This is a genomic window from Methanomassiliicoccus sp., assembly GCA_012719175.1.
Taxonomy (GTDB): Archaea; Thermoplasmatota; Thermoplasmata; order Methanomassiliicoccales; family Methanomassiliicoccaceae; genus UBA6.
In genome coordinates, this window is sequence record JAAYAX010000005.1 from 248,549 (window position 1) to 267,891 (window position 19,343).

Genomic DNA, 19,343 nt, shown 5'->3' on the forward strand with positions numbered 1-19,343 from the left:
AAGTAACAACTTATTAAATGTTTTTCTAGTAATACCGATAATAAGTGTACATTTGTCGATTATTCTTGCCATTTTTTCTCTATAGTCTTAGTAATCTCTGCAAGAGAGCTAGACATACATCTCTCCGCGTGATCCCTTCCTTGTACCCCGCCTGTGGCGAATGTGCTCTTCCCTCCCCCCTTTCCGCCCACCACTTCCAATGTCCTCCTCAGTATGGAAGCGCAGTCCACTCTGATATCTGGATGGCAGGCGATCACCAACATGAAGTTGTCTCCTACAGAGCCAAGCGCGCATACCGAGGGTTCCTTGATCATTCTGTTGGCGGTGTCAATGAGGGCCTTCTTGTCCATGTTCTCGAACAACCCCGAGTACAGTTTGATCCCCCGTATGTAGGATGGTACCAGGTCGGCCAGTACCTTCGTCTCATAGTGCTTGATGGTGGCCTTTCGTCTCTCATTCTCTTGCAGGAGGTTCTCCAACGCGCTGAGGAGGTCCTGTGGACGAGATCCAAGGGCATCCGAGGCACGTAGGGCAGCTACCGAGAGGTCCATGGCCTTCCGTATGGCCTTATCTCCCACTTCGAACTCCACCTCCAGGTCCGCCACGGGATGGGCGGATTTTAGCGATGGCACTAGGATCATGCCCAGCTCCCTGGTGTTGTGGACATGGACCCCTGCGCATGCCGCCCGATCAACGTCCCCGATCTCGATAATCCGGACCCCATCCTCATGGATACGTTCAAGTTTCACTCTGGACTCAGATATCAGGGGATCGTCCCTACCGACGATCTTCTCTTTTATCTCCAAGGAGGATTCGATCGCCTCCTGCGCCTTCCGCTGGGCCTGGGAGACCATGTTCCAGTCCAATGGGCCGTTGACCATCAGGGCTTTCTTCTCCGGGGTGATGGAGATCTTTACCAGGTGCAGGTCCGGACACAGCTTCGAGAGCTGGGAGAACAGCAGGTGCTCGCCCGTATGGCCTTTCATCATTTCATAGCGTCGAACCCAATCGATCTTACCGGTCACAGCATCCCCGACGTTCCGCCCATGACCCGGGACCCGGTGCATTACCAGATTATTCTCTTTCTTGACCTCCGTGACAGGCAGGTCAGAGATCGTTCCAGTATCAGCGACCTGACCTCCTCCCCCCGGATAGAACGCGCTCCGATCCAGAATGAGCCACTCACCATTTATCTCGGTGACCGCAGCTTCGAACTCCTGGCAGTAGGGATCGGAAAGATATAAGCGGGCCGTCATTAGATCGTCAAAGAGGTAAAACAATTAGAACACTTTAACGCTATCCAGAAGATTCTCAATTGGACACCCATTGACTGAAAGCCAGGACGGCCGTTTCTTTGCAAAGCTAATAGATTCAAATACTCTGTTAGATATTAGACATTTGTCCATTTGGTCGATGTCCATGCTTGATGAGCTCGATAAGCGAATAATTGAAGAGCTTTGCATATCCAGTCAAGGCTCGTACCGGCAAATAGCGAAGAGGTTGGGCGTACACCCCACGACCCTTATCCAAAGGGTCAAGAGCCTGGAGGACAGGGGCATAGTAAAAGGTTACCGGGCCAATGTGGACTATCTCAAGCTGGGCTATGAGTTCATGGCTCTGGTCCACATATACACCGAGGGCGACATATTGGACGTGCAAGCCAAGATCAAGGCCATGGACAACGTCCTGGCCATCTTCGATGTGACCGGCGAGTGCGATTCTATCGCCTGGGTGGCCTGCAAGAACCGTGACCAGTTCTCCGATCTCATAAAAAGAATGCTTACCATCCACGGCATCAAGAAGACCAACACCTACGTTGTCCTAAACATGATCAAGGACCCTTACCAGTTCATACCCGACCTCAATATCGCCGAGGAGGCTGTAAATGAGTGATATGAGGTCGACCAAAACCGAACCCCTTGGTTCTATCTACGTTCCAAGTTTTCGCAATTGAAAGCCCCATACCGAATGGTTTATGTTGGGGCCGCATATTTGGAAAAAACCGCGACTTCTAGAGAGGTCTGGAAATGATGAGGACACACACCTGCGGAGAGCTTAGGGCCGATCACCTGGGCAACGATGTACAGCTGGCCGGCTGGATAAGGTTCTCCCGAGACCATGGCGGAGTTCTCTTCTTTGATCTGGCGGATGCATATGGGACCACGCAAGTGGTCTTCGATCCCGAGGCCATGTCGAAGAAGGACGACCGCGAGAGCCTGGAAAGGATGCTTAAGTCCTTCGGCCGAGAGTCTGTAATCTCGGTCGCCGGGAAGGTCAGGAATCGTGTCCCCGGCACCGAGGATGCCCGCAACCCCACTGGCCAGTTGGAGGTCCTGATAGAGGAAGCATCGCTCCTGAACTCGTCCCGACCCCTCCCCTTCGAGGTGGCGGACCAGAAGGGTTCGCTCCTTCCCTCAGAGGACCTTCGCCTCCGTTACCGCTTCCTGGACCTGAGGCGGACCCAGATGGCCAACAACCTCCGCTTCCGCCACCGTTTGGTGGCTGCGGCCAGGAGGGCTTTGGACGCTGAGGACTTCGTGGAGGTAGAGACCCCCATGCTGTGCCGCCAGACGCCCGAGGGCGCGAGGGACTTCATCGTCCCATCTAGGATATTCCCCAGCACCTTCTACGCCCTACCTCAGTCTCCCCAGTTATACAAGCAGATGTTGATGGTAGGAGGGCTCGACAAGTACTATCAGGTGGCACGCTGCTTCCGCGATGAGGACTCCCGCTCCGACCGGCAGCCGGAGTTCACGCAGCTCGATGTGGAGATGTCCTTCGTGGAGGACCATGACGTCCAGGCGTTGATCGAGAAAGTGCTTGCCAACGTTTGGAAATCGGTGTACGGCAAGGAACTGGTGACCCCGTTCCCACGCATCACCTTCTATGATGCCATGCACAGCTACGGGACCGATGCTCCTGATATACGCTACGGTCTCAAGCTCCAGGACGTCACTGATATCGTCAAGGCCGCGAGCTATGAGATATTCCAGCGGATCCTCTCGAAGGGCGGGAGGGTCGAGTGCATGAACGTCAAGGCCGAGCTCATGGCCACCACCTCCAACGACGAGACCGCGGTGGGACGGAACGAGGTCGACCGCCTCATAGAGTGGGCGAAGGCCCAAGGCATGGGCGGACTGACCTGGATGCGCATGACCAAGGATGGGCTGCAGAGCAACATAGTCAAGTACTTCCCCAAGGCGGTCACCGAAGAGCTCGAGACCAAGATGGGCGCGGAAGAGGGAGACCTCTTGCTGTTCCTGGCCGGTTCCGAGATTGCTGCGCTCAAGGCGGGAGGGGAGCTGAGGCGCAAGCTCGCCAAGGACCTCCACCTCCTCGATGGCAAGGACCATCAGTTCGTATGGCTGGTCGGCTGCCCCTTGTTCCAGAAGGACAGCGTGAGCGGTCAGCTGGAAGCGTTCCACCATGCCTTCGTAAAGCCGGTGAACGGTGACATCAAGGACGGGGAGGATGTCATGTGCATCTGCGGTATGAGCTATGATCTGGTCCTCGACGGGTCGGAGATAGGCTCGGGTTCCGTGAGATGCCACGACCCTGATGTCCAGAGGAAGGTGTTCAAGATGCTGGGCATGTCCGATGAGAAGATCACGACAGACTTCGGCTTCTTCCTGGAGGCGTTGGGGTACGGAGCTCCGCCCCATGGGGGCATCGCCATAGGCATCGATCGCCTGACGGCCATCCTTCTGGGCTGCGAAACCATCCGAGAGGTCATCGCCTTCCCCAAGAACAAAAAGTTCCAATGCCTGATGGACGGTTCCCCCGCCAAGGTGGAGGAGGCAAAGCTCTCTGAGCTATCCCTCCTGTGCCTGGCAGGGGACGAGGACGTCGAGGAGTGAACTAAACCCTTTTCCCCAATTCCTTCTTCATCTTTTCTGCGATGACCTTGGACGCGAACTGTCCCTTGGTCTCCTTCATCACCAGGCCGATCAGGAAGTTCGCCGCCTTCTCGTTCCCCTTATTGAAGTCCTTGACGACCTCTGGGTGCTGGTCAACGAGGCGTACGATGAGGCTGTCCAGGTCCGTGGAGGGGCCGTTGTTCGTCTCCTCTATCTCCTGACCTCCAGAAAGAGCCACGATGCGGAGACGGCCCTCGCTATCGGACATTCTCCCCTCGGAGACCGCCATAACGATGTCCGTGACCTTCTCCCAGGCTCCATCGGCGTTGGCCTTCAAGACCTTCCACCCGGAGCTGATCGGTCCCATGGTCCAGCTCATCGCGGTCTCTCCCCCCACCCGGCGGGACAACGATTCGAACAGATCTGCCAGTTCCCAGTCTGTGAGGACGATCTGCCGGGCCGCCTGAGCGCCTATTCCGTGCTCCTTCTGCATGCGGTTCGCCCGCACCAGTGGGGTCTCCGGGACCACCATGCTCACCGCTAGGGGGCCGATGAGATAGGTTCCCAGGTCCGGTTCGCCTATGTAGCCATAATCGGCCTCCTGCTCCTTCTCCCGGCCAGGGAGGGTCACACCCCGCGATTCGTCATAGTGACGGGTCTCGCGAACGATCCTCTTGCCCACGGCCAGGAGCTTGGTCTGGCGGGTGACCTCGGATTTCAGCCCCTTCTCCACGTTCTTGAGGCCGGTGATGTTCTTTATCTCCACCCTGTCCTCGCCCACGGAGATGTTGGCGTCCACACGCATGGTCTGGTCCTCGCCCGATACTCCTATCAGTCTCCTGAGCTCTATGATGAGGTCAGTAAGGAAGTCCCGGGCCTCTGCGGGGGAGGAGAGGTCCGGTGCGGTGACGATCTCCACGAGGGGAACGCCCGAGCGGTTGTAATCGATCAAGGATACCTCTTCGCCTGCGCGTCCGACCCTCTTGATCCTCCCCGGGTCCTCCTCGATGTGCACCCTCCAGATGCCGATGCGCTTCTCGCCCACCATGAAGTGACCGTCGAAGCCTAAAGCGCTCTCGTATTGTGTGATCTGGAAGTTCTTGGGCAGGTCGGGATAGAAGTAAGTTTTCCGGGAGAACCAGACCCGGTCGGTGATCTTGCAGTTGAGGAACTTGGTGATGAGGATCCCCATCTCCAGGGCCTTCCTGTTCAGAAATGGTCTCGAGCCAGGGAACCCCAGGCACACTGGACATACCATGCTGTTGGGGCCGTCCCCGCCTGTAGAGCAGCCGCAGAAGAGCTTGGAGCGGGTCGGCAGCTGTACGTGTATCTCTAGTCCGATCCTCATTCCGCCACCTCCGGGAACCGATAGTGGAAGATACCCTCCCAGGAACGGGCCAGCGAGAGCAAGGTCCCTTCTTTCCAGTGGGGGGCCACGGCCTGCATTCCGATGGGCATGCTGTGAGCGTAGCCGCAGGGCATGGACAAGTGGGGCATTCCTGTAAGATTAGGAGGGCAGGTCAGATAGTCCGCCTGATACATCTCCAGGGGTCTCATCATCTCGATCTCATCGAAACGGGGGGCCACGAAGGGCATGGTGGGTGTGAGCACCACGTCGCAATCCTCCATGACCTTCTGATATTCTCCGATTATCTGTTTCCTTACCTGCAGGGCCTTGACATAGTACTTGTTCCGGAAGCCCACCATCCGCGAGAAGGTGCCTAGCAATATCCTCCTCTTGGCCTCTGTCCCGAAGTCACGGGAGCGCGTATCGGAAAAGAAGTCGTTGAAGCCCTGATCGAACTCCTCGTTCATGGCCCCGAAGCGCATACCGCAGTAGCGGGCCAGATTGGTGGAGGCCTCCGAGGTCGCCAGGATATAGTAGGTGGAAATGGCGAAGCGCAGGGACGGCATGCGGACCTCGCGCACCTTAATGCCAGTCCTCTGGAGTTCCCTGAGGGCCTCCTCGAAGGCCCCGGCAACCTCTGGGCTGAGGCCAGTGCGGGCCTCTGCAGGAACCCCGATGGTCCTGACCTCGCCGCGGAGATCGAGAGCTGGCTGAACCAGGGAGGTAGGGTCCCGGGGGTCCGGGCCCGCCATGACCGGGAGGTATTGCTCTATGTCCCTGACCGTCCTGGAGATGAGCCCCACCTTGTCCAGGGAATTGCCGTAGTCGATGAGGCCCCAACGCGAGACCCTGCCATAGGTCGGGGTAAGGCCGACCACCCCGCAGAAGGAGGAGGGGCAGGATATGGAACCTCCGGTGCTCACTCCCAACGCCAAATGGTCAGGTATCAGACAGGCCGCGGCAGCGGCGCCTCCCGAGGAGCCCCCACAGCACCTCTCGATGTCGAATGGATTGCGAGGGATACCGTAGGCGGAGTTCGTGGAGAAGCTGCCGAATCCAAACTCGTCCATGTTGGTCTTTCCCAGCAACAACCCGCCGTTCTCTCGCAGCCTCTTGATGGGGGTAGCATCGAACGGTGGGCGATAGCCCTTGAGGACAAGGCTCCCAGCCCGTGCCTGGAAGTCCCGGGCACAGAGATTGTCCTTCGCCGAAAAATGGAACTGCCCACCTTCGAACGCCAAAGGGTCCTCCAGACGTTCGGTGAACAACAAATGCCTCTCATCCAGATCCTTCAGCCAGGCGGCGCTGGGGAAGAAGCTCATGAGAGGCGCGGCCCCCTGACCCAATCATCCTTGGTGCCCATGACCTCGCGCAGCTCTGAAGCATCGGCGTTCGTGGTAACCTCATCATCGCGGAGGACATCCTCCACCTTGATGGGCCCGAGGTCAAAGTCCTCAGCGCCGGGCGCCTCGTCCAGTACGGAGAAGGCCGTCAGGATGTCCTCGAGGTCGGCAGCAAAACGCTCCAGCTCTTCATCGGTGAGCTTCAACCTGGCCACCCTGGCCACCTTAAGAACGGTCTCCTTGTCCATAACAGCACTGACCTGGCCTTGGTACGATTTTGGGCATTAAACGGAGGCTATATAACATTTTGTTACAACCCATGTTCCTTGTGGGTCGCACCAGCCACGTCTCAAGCAATAAGGTTTATCTCATATTGGGGTTTACATCACGGCAGATAACGGAGGAAAAGAGATGGCTGAAGAGACGGCTGACAAGCTCATGAAACAGGCTTATCAATTGCTCAACGAGGGCGATTATCAGAAGGCTTATTCCAAGTTCGATAAGGCGACCAAGGTCGATGCCGGCAACGCCGAGGCCTGGTTCGGAAAGGCCGAGGCCGCGGCCCTGGTGCCCAAGGTCAAGACCGAGGACATACTGGCCGCGTACAAGAAGGCCGCCGAGCTGGACCCCAAGAACCCCCTGTACCATAGCTCCATGGGCTCGTTCTGCGTGGAGGCCGGACTGTTCAACGATGCCGAGGCCGCGTACAAGAAGGCCGCCGAGCTGGACCCCGAAAATGCGGCCTATTACTACTCGGAGTTCGGGGTGGAGTACTTCAAGCGCGCACCTGTGGTCATGGAGGCTTACATGGACGACAAGACCGAGGAGATGGTCATGAAGAAGTCCCTGAAGTATCTCCTGCTCTCCATCGGACTGACGGAGAGCGACGCGCTGGAGCTTCTGCAGAGGAAGTGATATTGGCCGCTACAACAGCCCCAATCTTCTTAGGCCATCAATGACCCCCGCGGCATGAGGAAAAGGGCTCACATACCGTGCCGCACTCTTTGCCGCCGGAGAGGCGTTGGCTACAGCAACGCTCTCTCCGCACTCCCTGAGCATCCCCGCGTCATTATCGGAGTCTCCGAAGGAAGCGATCTCCGACAGCTCTATACCCAGGATCTCAGCCACCTTACGCACCCCCGCCACCTTGCCGTGGCCTGGGTCCATTAGATGTATCGCAAATCCAGTGACCTCGATGGTTATGTTCCAACCTTCCAGCGCGGCCTTCACCTTCTCCACGTCCATGGTGCGGCGGAGGGCCACCTCGGTCCTCCTCCAGTTATCTGTGAACAGGCGTTCCACAGGCATCCTGGTGCGCAGGTGCTCGTAGGCCTGCTCGGGCAGGACCCCCTCGGAGAGCTGATAGATCCTCTCCTTATAACAGACCACTCCCCCGTTCTCCGCCACCATCGGTCCTCTGAGCCCCAGGTATGTTGAGAGCCCATAGGTGACGGGAAGCACGTTCCCGGAAGCGATGCTGACCGGGACGCCCCTACTCTGGACCTCCCGCAGAGCTTCGATCCCGGATGTGAACATCACCTTTTCCATATCCGTGAGCGTGCCATCGACGTCGACCACCACGGCCTTGATTGTCATAAGAACACCAAATCGGCGATCGAACGTCAGGCTTGCTATTAGCGTTTTCTCCATAGCATTTTTAAAAATTTTTAACCTGATGCGGGGCCGATGCTGCAGGTCAGGCAGCTGCCGTGATATTATTAATATATAGAAGAGGCCTATGATTGAGGCAACCATCTTTCCTAAAAGGCCCAGACGGTCCGACAGGCCAGCCAGTATGGTCCCACCGACTGTCATGAGCAAGCGCCAGATGATCATCGGTCGAGCAGTGGGTCAGGTCAAAGGGCGATCCGGATGACCCTTAACGTGCGCCGGGGGACCGCTAACGACGTCCCTAGCGTTGGCCTGCCCGAGGACGGCAGAGTGCATGACAGGTATGACTATAAACAGGGAAAGGAGGAAGGATCCTCCATCGAAGGCCATCAAGGTCCTTCTTGTGGAGGATAATCCCGGAGATGTAGGTCTGATGCAGGCCATGTTCGAAGGGACCCGTTCAGCCCAGTTCGAGACACAGGTAGTGGGTCGACTCCGGGATGCCATCGCTTCACTCGAGGAAGGCCGCCCTGACGTGATACTGCTGGACCTAGGACTGCCCGACTCTTTCGGTCTGAACACCCTCGAGCAGATGCTTGGCCACACATCGAACGTTCCGGTGATAGTCCTCACCGGGACCAGCGACGAGGAGCTGGGAGACCTGGCCGTTTCCCTGGGGGCCCAAGACTACCTGGTTAAGGGGGAGGTGGACATCTTCGCCCTGGAACGCTCCCTCCGTTATGCTATTCAGAGAATGAAGACCTTAGAGGAACTGAGGGAGAGCAACGAGCGGTATGTCAGTCTCTTCAAGAAGAACCATGCTGTAATGTTCCTGGTAGATCCCCAGACCCATAAGGTGGTCGATGTCAACCAGGCCGCCATCGACTACTATGGCTTCCCCTCGGGGTCATTCATAGGCATGGACCTGGGAGAGATAGCCCCTCTGGAGATGCAGGGGGATACGAGGGAGGAGGGCATGGCCCTTCCCCCCTCTACCGGGGGAACCTTTGCGAAGCATCGTCTGGCCGATGGCCAGGTGCGGGACATCGAGGAGATGGTCGCGCCCATTCACCTCAACGGTCAGATGTACCTCTGCTCCATCGTGCACGATGTCACCGACCGTACACGCGCCGAGGAGGAGAGAGAGCGCCTGTCCGATGAGGTAAGGGAGCAGAAGTGGTTGCTGCAGAACGTCATCGAGAACGCTCCCGTGGGGATACTGGTATTGTCCGGTCCGGAGATGAGGATCAAGTGGGTCAACCAGGCCTTCGTGGATATATTTGATCAGCAACTGGTCGACGACATCCAGGACAAGAGGCTGGATGAGATATCTTTTCCCCTGCCCGAGATGAATGCCGAGATCAGGGAGATCATCAAGGAGAATATCCCCATCGAAAGGGACCTGGAAATGTGCGCCCAAAACGGGACCGTTCGCCATATCCACTTTTCAGCGGTCCCTTTTCCGCTGAAGGGCGAAGGCGGGGCCCTGGCAATCATCACCGATATCTCTGAGCGGGTGAACGCCCGTAAGAGAATCGAGGACATGGCAGCACGCGCGGAGCTGGAAAAAAGGCGCGTCCAGACCATCCTCGACAGCCTTCCGGTGGGGGTCATGGTGGCGGACCAAAGCGGGAAGGTCATCGAGAGGAACGTGATGGTGGACTCCATCTTGGGAGATAAGCTGTTGAAGCTTCCGCTGGGCAACGGGCACGCGGAGTTCAAGGCCTGGTGGTCGGACAACGGCCTGGTGGTTCGGAACGAGGACTGGCCGCTCATCCAGTCTGTGAAGAAGGGGAAGACCACCGTGGGAGCGGCGCTCGACATCATCCGCCTTGACGGTTCCAGAGGCACGATACTAAATTCCGCATCCCCCCTCCGGGACGGCCAGGGTAAGATAATCGGCGGGGTCACCGTTCTTCAGGACATAACGCGGCAGAGAATATTGGAGCATGATGCCATAGAGGCCAAGGAGCAGGCCGAGCTGTACATCGACCTCCTGTCGCACGATATCAGCAATATGAATATGGCTATCTCCAGCTACCTGGAGACGGCGATGAACAAACTGGCCCTGGAGGGCAAGCACGCTCACCTGTTGACCGAACCTCAGGAGATCCTGAGGGACAGCAACCACCTTATTGAGAACGTTCGCAAGATTCAGCAGATCGACAGCCATGAGGTCAAGCACTCCCTGGTGGACCTCGGCTGGCTGCTGGAGGACGTCCGGGTGGAGTACGAGAAATTTGCCGAGGCGGGGGTCAAGATAACGTATCAGACCTCGATCAAGAAGTTCGTCCTGGCGAGCGGACTGCTCAAGGACGTCTTCTCCAACCTCATCATGAACGCCGTAAAGCATTCCGATGGTCAGGTGGAGATAGACATCACCCTCAGCAAGGTGTTCGAGGACGGCCGCGAATACTATAAGACGGCAGTCGAGGACAATGGACCGGGGATACCTGACGAGCAGAAGAGCAAGCTGTTCCAGAGGGCCCGCAAGGGCCGCAGCAAGACCAAGGGCGCAGGCCTAGGCCTTTACCTTGTGAAGAAGGTGGTCGAGGATATCAACGGCCGGGTATGGTTGGAGGACCGCGTGCCCGGGGACCATACCAAGGGGACGAGGTTCGTGGTCCTCCTGCCCGCCGTCACCAGCGACGCCAAACCTATGGCCTAACGAAGGTTGCGCAGGTCGCCGAGGGTGGCCACACGCTCCGCGAAGGCGTTGTGCTTGTGGATGGACTCCTCGCTCTCGCTGCGCACAGTAACCTGCACGGTGTCCGGAAGTTGGGGATACCGTTCGAGGACGAAGGACAGCATGGTCCGCACCACGTCCTCCACGAACTTGGGCCGCTGATGCGCCTGCAGGACCACCTTGGCCTCGTCGGAACGCTTGAGGACCTCGTAGGTCGCGGAGGAGAAGGACAGCTCGACAACATCGATCAGGTCGTTGGCCTCCACATCACAGTCCTCGGGTACCTCCACCATCAAGGTGGCCACGTTCCTCTGGTTATGACTGATCACTGGTAGGTCCCCTTCCATGATGACGTTGTTGCAGTACTGCTCCCTCACGGTCTCCATCGCGCAGGGACAGGCGGTCATGCCCACAACTTCCACGCCCACCATCTTCTTAAGGCCATCGTCGTTCCGGCTGATGGCATCGGCCATGATCTTGAACGCTTCCAGGTTCCGCTTCCCACTGGGGCCCGGCCTCTCCAAGAAGTAGTCGGCTACCAGATGGACCTCAGCAAAGGTGGAATACTCATGCTTCTCCCGCAATGCTCGGCAGATGTTAGCGGCTATGACCTCGATCCCGGATATGGGCTCCTTGATGCTCGCGCTCACGGCCTCATTGATAGCTTCCAGGTTTCGGGACAGGTGGGATCCCTTCTGGGTCGAGGGGAGGTCTACGAACACATCCAGGGTGCAGAAGAGCGTGGTCGTTCGGCCGCCTCGGGTGACCACCACAGGCTTCTTCACGCCAGTGACGCCCACTCTAGTGAGCATGAACCCGTTCTCCATCTTGCGGTTCTGTACGTCGCTTGGTATTTCATCACCTTCGATTGGAATTGCGCGACTATTGGTTCATAGTCAATATATTTTTTGTAGGTACAACTGCTGTGCGTAGGTGCATCATCTAACCTTGATCAGGTCGTAGCTCCTCTCGCCTAGCCCCAGCTCCTCGGCATACCGTAGCTGCGCGCTCCAATCCGCATCCACTATCTCCCGTAGCTTGTCGGAACCTGGTGAAAGATCACCCTTAAGCATGCTCCCCTGCATACCTGGAGCGGCCTTCACCAGGTCCGCCGCCGCCTGATCGATGGCCACGATATCCTTCGATGCCAGAATGCCAATGTCTGGCACTATGGGTACATCATTGAACTCATAGCAGTCGCACAGGGGGGACACGTCGATCACGAAGGTGATGAAACCATTCTTCCCTTCCTTTCCCTTGAGGATCCCGTAACAGTACTCGACGATCCTCTCCTGAAGGGCGATATAGTTGTTCCAGTCTCCCAGGTCGATGGCCCCGTAGCGGCAGGCCACGTTGCACTCGCCACAGCCTATGCACTTCTCAGGGTCCACCGTGGCCTTCCTCCCCTTTAGCCTTATGGCCCCGGGAGGGCAGCGGAGCAGGCACTGCCCGCATCCCTTGCAGCGCTCCTTCACGACCTGGGCCCGGACTAGCGCATGCATCTCCATCTTCCCCCGTCTCGACCCCAACCCCATGCCCACGTTCTTGAGGGCCCCTCCGAATCCGGTTAGCCCATGGCCCTTGAAATGGGATACCGTGATGATTGCATCGGCGTCCTGGACGACCGATCCCACTTTGACCGTGGTGCAGTGCTTCAGGTTCACGGGAACCTCCACATAGTCGGTTCCCTTCAGACCGTCGGCGATGATTACGGGGGCGTTGACTACAGGATAGGTGTAACCGTGCCGTGCCGCCAGCCGAAGATGGTCCACGGCGTTGGTTCGCATGCCCTTGTAGAGGGTGCTGCTGTCGGTCAGGAAAGGTTTTCCTCCGCCCTTGATGACCATATCCACCACCTTGGACACCAGCTCCGGGCGGAGGTAGGCGGTGTTCCCTTCCTCCCCGAAGTGGGTCTTTACAGCGACAAGGTCCCCGGGTCGGAAGGTCTCCCCCAGCTTGGCCTTCCGGTACAGCCTTTGAACCTTGGTGAGAACGCTCTGGCTGGCCTGACCGGCCCTCAGATCGGCGAAAAAGACCTCTGACATGCGACCACGACGGTCAATGGGCTGTGGACGATGAAAAGTTTACCCAGCCTTTTCTCCGCCCCAATATGTCGATATTTCTAAATAGGGATAGAAAATAGGTTCGCCGATGATCTGCGGCGTGGACGAGGCTGGCCGCGGTCCGGTCATGGGGCCGCTGGTGGTAGCAGCGGTCATGGTCAGGGACGATCAGTCCCTAAGAGAGCTGGGGGTCGCTGACTCCAAGCTCCTGACTCGTCGACGCCGGGAGGAGCTGGACGGCCACATCAGGGAACTGGCCAAGGTGGAGATGGTGGTGGTGAACGCCGCAGAGATAGATGAGTTCATGAGAAACAACAACCTGAACCTTCTGGAGGTGAAGCACTTCGCCGTGCTCATCGAGAGGCTTCGCCCCGGCAAAGTGTTCATCGACGCTGCGGACGTGGTCGAGGAGCGGTTCGGCAGGAGGGTCCAGGAACTCCTTACCTGCAGGCCCGATATGGTCTGTGAGCATAAGGCGGACCTCACTTACCCGGTGGTCTCGGCAGCCTCCATAATCGCCAAGGTCGCCCGCGATAACATCATGGACCAGATCCAGGAGAGCATCGGCCGGCCCATCGGATCCGGTTATGCCCATGATGAGGTGACCATAGAGTTCATACGCACGTGGCTCAAGGAGACGGGCTCCTTGCCGCCCCACGTGAGGTCCTCTTGGAAGACGGCCAAGGACCTGATATCGATAAGCAAGGTAAGCAAACTGACGGATTGGATGGATAGTGATGACGGTAGAGCCACTGCTGCAGGACCTCGTAAGCAAGTTCAACGATAAGGTGGACAATGATGAGAAGCTCCGCAAGGAGATCGAGGGTATGGACAAACGGGTGCTGGTCGACCTGGAGAGCGAGAAGTACAGCTTCCACATGCACCATCAGAAGATCAACGACTTCAGAGAAGGGGTCATTGAGAACCCTGACATCACCCTGATCTCCGACCCTGAGACCATTGCGGGCATAATCGAGGGAAAGATCAAACCCATGAAGGCCTTCGCCCTGCGCAAGGTACGCGTGAAGGGGAACATCGAGGACATCCTCCGCCTCCGCAAGCTGTTCTGAGACCTGAGACGCCCTCATTGAGAAGCTCCTCACAAAGGTTTATAAGGGGCATCGCAATAGTGGGGGCTACATAGCGGGGTGGGGTAGCCAGGACATCCCGTCGGGCTCATAACCCGGAGACCGGTCGTTCAAATCGACCCCCCGCTACTCAATTTTTAGATACCATTATCTCTCCCTCCTTCAGTTCCAGGTGAGTGGACGTTTCCGACGTTATAAGTGCCACCGCTACGGTCCTTTCCTACTTCGGAGTAATCATCATCGCCTATGGCGGTACCAAGGCCGTCTGGCAGCTGCTCTCGAGATTGTTTCCCCGGGGCAAGGGCATGACCTACGCCAGGGTCCGGGGGGAGTTCGCTCAACTGATCGTTCTGGGCCTGGACTTCTTCATAGCGTCCGACATCATCACCACCCTCTCCGTCCCCACCCTCGATGAGGTCCTGAGGCTTGGTGGAATAGTATTGATCCGTTCGGTACTGACCTTCCTGCTGTCCAAGGAGACAGCAGAGCTACGGAAAGAGGAGATGGCGCCCGTTGGTTAGCTGCCAGGGAGCGGTCCGGCTGAAAACGATATAAATCACGTACCCGCTCACAGTGAGGGATGAAGAGCTTGGATCGGCCAAGGCCTGAGGTTCTGGTGATAGGTGGGGGAGCTACCGGGACAGGGATCGCCAGGGACCTGGCCATGCGAGGCGCGGACGTTCTGCTGGCGGAGGCAGGGGACCTCTCCACGGGGGCCTCGGGAGGGAACCACGGGATGCTGCACTCCGGGGCCCGCTATGCTGCCACCGACCCCGAGGCGGCCAGGGAGTGCGCCACCGAGGGCGAGGTGCTCAAGCGCATCGCCAGCTTTTGCATCGAGGACACAGGAGGGATGTTCGTCTCCCTTCCCGGGGACGACAATGCCTATCCGGACCGTTTCCGGAACGCGTGCTGCCTTTCAGGTGTGAGAGCGGAGGAGACGGGCGTAAATGAGGCCTTACGCTCGGAGCCGAACCTATCACGGGAGATCTGCGCTGCGTTCAGGGTTCCCGATGCATCCGTGGACCCTTTCTTCCTGGTCTGGGGAATGGCGGAGAGCGCCCGCGACGCCGGGGCCACGGTGCTCACCCACGCTCCGGTGACATCCCTGCAGGTAGAGGACGGCCGCATCATCAGAGCTATACTGGGCAGGGGCGGGGGCAGGACGACGGTGCGGCCGGAGGTCGTCGTCAACGCCTCGGGGGCATGGTGCGGTACGATCGCGGCCATGGCGGGGCAGAGGATCGATATGCAGCTGGACAAGGGAAGCATGGTGGTCTTCAACGGACGCGTGGTCAATGGCCTGGTGAACCGCCTGCGGCCGCCCGCGGACGGCGATATACTCGTCCCCCACCGGTCCTCCACGATCCTGGGGACGACGTGTGGACCCGGAAACCTGGAGGACGTGCGGGCGACGGTCACGGAGGTGGAGGCCTTGCTGCGAACGGCATCCGAGGTCCTGCCGGGCCTGTCCACGGCGCGGACGATACGCGCATACGCAGGAGTGCGTCCCCTGCTCAGCGGGAACGGATGTGGTCGTCAGACCTCCCGGGGCTTCAGCGTGATCGATCACCTGGATGGAGGAGTGGAGAACCTCCTCAGCGTGGCCGGGGGTAAGCTCACCACCTGCCGCCTGATGGCCGAGAAGGCATCGGACGCAGTGATGGGCAGGCTGGGCCGGTCCGGTGCCTGCAGGACCATGGTGGAAGAGATAGCACCCCCAGCGTCCGGAGGGAGAGGTTTCCAGGAGGCGATCATGAGGCGGAAGTACAGCGCGCACGCGGACGGGATCATGGCCGAGTGCATAACGTCGCCCCTGGGCCAGGAGGAGGCATGCTCCTGCGAGTCGGTCTCAGTTGGCGAGCTGGATCACTTCGCTGCCTCTCCCGATGTAAGAACTCTGTCGGACCTCATGCGCCGCACGCGAGCGGGCATGGGATACTGCCAGGCCGGCCTGTGCGTCTTCCGCATGGCGTCCGCCCTAGACGTCGGTGAACCGAGGGCAGAGATCGAACGCTACCTTGCGGAGAGGTGGAAAGGCATATCTCCAGTGCTCCGTGGTGAGCAGCTGCGCCAGGAGGCATTCAAGGCTCACCTGTTCAAGGTCCACGGCATGGACCATACCAGGGAGGGATAGGGTGGAACTACCGGAGACTCGCTGCGACGTGTTGGTGGTGGGCAACGGGGCCGCGGGCTGTCTTGCCTCCATCCTCCTGGCGAGGCGCGGGTACGATGTGTGCATGATCTCCCGAGGCACCACCAGCACCTCCCTGTCCACCTCCCGGACCTCCCTGTCCGGGGTGTCCCGTCGTGATGACGTTGTCCAGCTCCTGAAGGGGCTGGGAGCGGCCCACGGCCTTTTTGGGTCTCCTCCCGGGATGGAGGAAGGAATCACATGCCTAGGTTCCACCATGCGGCAGGACCTGTCGTCCCCGCACGATTGGCTTCGCTCCGACCCCGAGAGGACAGCGGTCCTGGGCCTCAAGGGGAACGCGGACCTGGACCCCGACCTCCTGTGCCGCATGGTGGAAAGAACCGGCTCGCTGGGGGAATGCCGTCCGTACTGGGCTGACCTGGGCCTGCCCATCTCCATCGATGCAGGCGGAGGACATACCCTAACCAGGGAGTCGAGGGTTGCGGTGGAGGGACTGGCAGAGGCCATCTCGGAGCTGGACGAGGAGATGGTGATAATCCCACCATTGTTCCTGGGACCCCGCTACGACCTGGCCCTTTCCATCCTGGAGAGGTCCTCGGGACGTATCGTCAGGGAGGCGGCCACTCCTCTGTCCAACCCCGGTAGAAGGCTGCAGTCGTGCCTGGAGCAGGCGGCCCTGGACTCCGGCTGCCTTCCTTTGAGAGACCGGCAGATATGTGGATCGAAGGCCCAGGGAGATAACATGCTGGAGGTCAGGATGAGATCGGGTATGCGTGAAGGCACCATCAGGTTCGGAACCCTGGTCCTGGCCACGGGTAACATCGTCTCAGGCGGCCTTCAGGTGGGCTGCGATGGACCGTACGATCCCGTCTTCGATCTTGCCACAGACATGGCAGTGACCGGATCGCTGAGGTCTACCGCCCTGACCACAGCGCTGTCCGCGGGCATCCGCAACCACGAAGGAAGGGCCGTTCGTAGGGACGGCACCATTATGCAAAACGTCTGGGTCGCAGGCTCCGCCTGCCCCGGCCTGTCATATCCATTAGGTAGGGGGCTGGGGCATGTGGCCTCGTCCGCGCTGACGATATCCGAGCTGGTGGAGGGTCACCTATGACCTCCCGGGCCATGGACGGGTGCATAAAGTGCGGAGCCTGTGTTAGAGAATGCCCTGTGCTCCTGCAGGAGGGACGGGACAGGTTCCCTGGCCCTCGCCGCCTGGCCGTTGAGGGTCCCCATTTCAACAAGGAGCTGTCGGCCCTGCGATCGCCGCTCGAGCTGTGCACCACCTGCGCCCGTTGCACCACGGTCTGCCCCTCGTCTCTCCCTCTCCCCGAGGCATTGGTCGAGGTGAGGCGCCTGCTGTTCCGTGAGCACCCTCGCCCGGAGGGCCAGGAGCGCATGTTGGCAAACATCGATGGGACAATGAGGACGGTCCTGCCCTGTGGCCCTGTGACCGAGGTTTTGTCAACGGGGGACGTGCTGTTCTTCCCCGGATGTATAGGCCACGGACGCTATCCCGAGGGAATATCCAGCTCTCTGTCGCTGATAAGGGCGGCGGGGGGAAGGCCCTTCGCTCCCGCGGGGTGGGCCTGCTGCGGCTCACCGCTGGAGAAGATCGGAGATGAGGGCCGGCTGGCTAGGGTGGAGGCCCACAACAAGGCCATCTTCCGGGGCTTCGATGCCGTGGTGACCTCCTGTCCTGGCTGCACCGTCCAGCTCCGAAAGCGTTACGGGATGGACCCCCAGCATATCATCGAGCACATCCATGGCAGCGGTCGCCTGGGTCGTAGCAGCTTCGATCCCCGTTCCCCGCCGATAAGGGTAGCGCTTCACAGCCCCTGTCACCTCGTACGGGTGGTGGGCCCCCACACTATGGAGATGGCCCGGGACCTGTTGGACATGCTTCCGGGGGTCGAGGTGGTGAGCACCGGCCTCGAGGACGGGTGCTGCGGAGGTGGCGGCGGTGTGGCCTCGGCCCGGCCCGATGTCGCCGGGCGAATGGCCCGACAGAAGGTGCAGGCAGCGCTCCAAGAGGGGGCGGAGCTTCTCCTGGCACCCTGTCCGTTCTGCGTCCTGAACCTCGGCAGGAGCGGCCGGCTGAAGGTCCAGGACCTCACCGAGTTCTTAGCTAGCAGGCTACTCACGGCATAAGGAATATATAGCCCGATACCTTGAGTAGCCATAGTGTCAAACGACCACAGTGTTTGCTTTTCCTGCTTGTTCTCTGACAAGCGACCCGAGGCCGGTGTGAACGAAGGCATGGTCTACTGCCAGAAGAAAAAGCTGGTGGTCCGACCGAAGGTCCAGTGCGACCTCTACGTCCGCGCCACCGCCCAGAACATGGAGAGCTACAAAGCTTCCATATATGGTACCATGGCCGCTGAGGAATACGAGTAAAAAAGGTTTTTATTAAAGTGCACCGAGAGTGAGGTCCCACGCGCTTCATGGGAGCACCTCCCACCTCGATATTTTCTTCGAGGATTTAAGAAAAAGGGCAGAGGGTCTATCTCCATTCCAGCAACGACAGGCCTTCCCTGGACTGCTGGACCTGCCTTATCTCGTAAGGTATCCACTGAGATGATGTGATGCATCCCCTCATGTTCCTAATGCGCATGCGCCGGTTCAGCTCCTCGTCGAACCGAAGCTCCAGGACCCCGTCGGCAATGGCCATGAGGTGGTTCACCGTCTTCTCGTCATGAACACCCTCATGTATGGTGAAGAACGCCGTCCCCAGCCCGTTCCGTATGCGGGACGATGATATTTGGAAGAACTTCAGGACCACGTTCGCCTGGTTATACAGGAAGAGCGTGGACAGGGAATGGATAATGATCTTCACTGGTCGATCGGTGCTGTCGGCAATGGTGGAGATGTTGAACATTATCCCTTCCAGGTCCGAGACCTTCCTGATTTCGGTACCCTGGCATTTCGTGGAGTTGTCGAAGGACCCCAGCAGGGAGGAGTGATAGTCTATGATGAACAGGTTCTTGCCCAGGACCTCCTTGTCCACCCCGAACGAGTTCATTATGTCCAGGAGGTCCGAGGGCAGGAGGTCCACGGTCACGAACAGCACCATGTTGTTCGCCTCCATCCAGTCCTTGGCGATGCTCACCGCGAACTCCAGCATCCCGATGCCGGGGCTGCCGATCATCAGCATGGAGGAGTGGTCGGGGAAGGTGGCCTTTAGCATGCTCT

Annotated in this window: 19 protein-coding genes and 1 tRNA gene; 12 read left to right on the forward strand and 8 right to left on the reverse strand. The window is 58.9% G+C overall.

The genetic code is table 11. The features are described 5' to 3' along the window. Positions 1 to 59: 59 nt before the first annotated feature. Entirely contained in the window at positions 60 to 1,256 is a 1,197-nt protein-coding gene (locus GXX95_04840; protein NLT37465.1) for a hypothetical protein, read from the reverse strand. Between the two features lie 163 nt (positions 1,257 to 1,419). Between GXX95_04840 and GXX95_04845 the strand changes: the two genes are divergently transcribed. Further along, a complete protein-coding gene (locus GXX95_04845) occupies positions 1,420 to 1,893 on the forward strand; it encodes an Lrp/AsnC family transcriptional regulator (GenBank protein ID NLT37466.1) in 474 nt (157 codons plus the stop codon). A 134-nt stretch (positions 1,894 to 2,027) separates the two neighbouring features. Beyond that, positions 2,028 to 3,857, forward strand: coding sequence for an aspartate--tRNA ligase (gene aspS / locus GXX95_04850; GenBank protein ID NLT37467.1), 1,830 nt, complete (start codon positions 2,028 to 2,030; stop codon positions 3,855 to 3,857). A 1-nt stretch (position 3,858) separates the two neighbouring features. Here aspS and gatB read toward each other — a convergent pair whose 3' ends face one another. The 3 genes from gatB to GXX95_04865 are packed head-to-tail and all read right to left on the reverse strand — an operon-like array spanning position 3,859 to position 6,796. Then, positions 3,859 to 5,205, reverse strand: a complete 1,347-nt coding sequence (gene gatB, locus GXX95_04855; GenBank protein NLT37468.1) for an Asp-tRNA(Asn)/Glu-tRNA(Gln) amidotransferase subunit GatB — start codon at positions 5,203 to 5,205, stop codon at positions 3,859 to 3,861. Then, positions 5,202 to 6,527, reverse strand: coding sequence for an Asp-tRNA(Asn)/Glu-tRNA(Gln) amidotransferase subunit GatA (gene gatA / locus GXX95_04860; protein ID NLT37469.1), 1,326 nt, complete (start codon positions 6,525 to 6,527; stop codon positions 5,202 to 5,204). The genes gatB and gatA overlap by 4 nt, the downstream gene beginning before the upstream one ends. Beyond that, the gene (locus tag GXX95_04865) at positions 6,524 to 6,796 is read right to left on the reverse strand and encodes an Asp-tRNA(Asn)/Glu-tRNA(Gln) amidotransferase GatCAB subunit C (protein ID NLT37470.1); all 273 of its coding nucleotides are present in this window, start codon (positions 6,794 to 6,796) and stop codon (positions 6,524 to 6,526) included. The genes gatA and GXX95_04865 overlap by 4 nt, the downstream gene beginning before the upstream one ends. Positions 6,797 to 6,959: 163 nt before the next feature. Here GXX95_04865 and GXX95_04870 point away from each other — a divergent pair, with 163 nt between their 5' ends. Beyond that, positions 6,960 to 7,463 carry a tetratricopeptide repeat protein gene (locus tag GXX95_04870; protein ID NLT37471.1) on the forward strand — a complete coding sequence of 168 codons (504 nt, stop codon included), beginning with the start codon at positions 6,960 to 6,962 and terminating at the stop codon, positions 7,461 to 7,463. Positions 7,464 to 7,472: 9 nt separating this feature from the next. On the opposite strand, the gene GXX95_04875 is transcribed toward GXX95_04870, so the two are convergent. Further along, a complete protein-coding gene (locus GXX95_04875) occupies positions 7,473 to 8,144 on the reverse strand; it encodes a phosphoglycolate phosphatase (GenBank protein NLT37472.1) in 672 nt (223 codons plus the stop codon). Positions 8,145 to 8,493: 349 nt separating this feature from the next. Between GXX95_04875 and GXX95_04880 the strand changes: the two genes are divergently transcribed. Next, complete coding sequence (locus tag GXX95_04880; GenBank protein NLT37473.1) at positions 8,494 to 10,827, forward strand: PAS domain S-box protein; 2,334 nt, start codon at positions 8,494 to 8,496, stop codon at positions 10,825 to 10,827. On the opposite strand, the gene GXX95_04885 is transcribed toward GXX95_04880, so the two are convergent. Both GXX95_04885 and GXX95_04890 read right to left on the reverse strand, forming a co-directional pair. After that, complete coding sequence (locus GXX95_04885; GenBank protein ID NLT37474.1) at positions 10,824 to 11,699, reverse strand: GTP cyclohydrolase I FolE2; 876 nt, start codon at positions 11,697 to 11,699, stop codon at positions 10,824 to 10,826. The genes GXX95_04880 and GXX95_04885 overlap by 4 nt on opposite strands. Before the next feature lie 84 nt (positions 11,700 to 11,783). After that, positions 11,784 to 12,890 carry a DUF362 domain-containing protein gene (locus GXX95_04890; protein NLT37475.1) on the reverse strand — a complete coding sequence of 369 codons (1,107 nt, stop codon included), beginning with the start codon at positions 12,888 to 12,890 and terminating at the stop codon, positions 11,784 to 11,786. Between the two features lie 106 nt (positions 12,891 to 12,996). On the opposite strand from GXX95_04890, the gene GXX95_04895 reads away from it, so the two are divergent. The 8 genes from GXX95_04895 (at position 12,997) to GXX95_04930 (ending at position 18,548) form a co-directional block, all read left to right on the forward strand. Continuing rightward, positions 12,997 to 13,695, forward strand: a complete 699-nt coding sequence (locus GXX95_04895) for a ribonuclease HII (GenBank protein ID NLT37476.1) — start codon at positions 12,997 to 12,999, stop codon at positions 13,693 to 13,695. Continuing rightward, positions 13,646 to 13,978 carry an SCP2 sterol-binding domain-containing protein gene (locus GXX95_04900; protein NLT37477.1) on the forward strand — a complete coding sequence of 111 codons (333 nt, stop codon included), beginning with the start codon at positions 13,646 to 13,648 and terminating at the stop codon, positions 13,976 to 13,978. Before GXX95_04895 ends, GXX95_04900 begins: the two co-directional genes overlap by 50 nt. Before the next feature lie 72 nt (positions 13,979 to 14,050). Further along, positions 14,051 to 14,125 (forward strand) — tRNA-Met (locus GXX95_04905). A 47-nt stretch (positions 14,126 to 14,172) separates the two neighbouring features. Beyond that, a complete protein-coding gene (locus GXX95_04910; protein ID NLT37478.1) occupies positions 14,173 to 14,517 on the forward strand; it encodes a DUF1622 domain-containing protein in 345 nt (114 codons plus the stop codon). Between the two features lie 68 nt (positions 14,518 to 14,585). After that, positions 14,586 to 16,133, forward strand: a complete 1,548-nt coding sequence (locus tag GXX95_04915) for an FAD-dependent oxidoreductase (protein NLT37479.1) — start codon at positions 14,586 to 14,588, stop codon at positions 16,131 to 16,133. 1 nt (position 16,134) lies between these two features. After that, entirely contained in the window at positions 16,135 to 17,265 is a 1,131-nt protein-coding gene (locus GXX95_04920; protein ID NLT37480.1) for an FAD-binding protein, read from the forward strand. Then, positions 17,262 to 18,302 (forward strand): (Fe-S)-binding protein, encoded by a 1,041-nt coding sequence (locus tag GXX95_04925; GenBank protein NLT37481.1) that lies wholly within the window; start codon positions 17,262 to 17,264, stop codon positions 18,300 to 18,302. The genes GXX95_04920 and GXX95_04925 overlap by 4 nt, the downstream gene beginning before the upstream one ends. Positions 18,303 to 18,368: 66 nt before the next feature. Continuing rightward, positions 18,369 to 18,548, forward strand: a complete 180-nt coding sequence (locus GXX95_04930; protein ID NLT37482.1) for a hypothetical protein — start codon at positions 18,369 to 18,371, stop codon at positions 18,546 to 18,548. A gap of 106 nt (positions 18,549 to 18,654) precedes the next feature. On the opposite strand, the gene GXX95_04935 is transcribed toward GXX95_04930, so the two are convergent. Beyond that, positions 18,655 to 19,338 carry a hypothetical protein gene (locus tag GXX95_04935; protein ID NLT37483.1) on the reverse strand — a complete coding sequence of 228 codons (684 nt, stop codon included), beginning with the start codon at positions 19,336 to 19,338 and terminating at the stop codon, positions 18,655 to 18,657. Between the last annotated feature and the right edge of the window lie 5 nt (positions 19,339 to 19,343).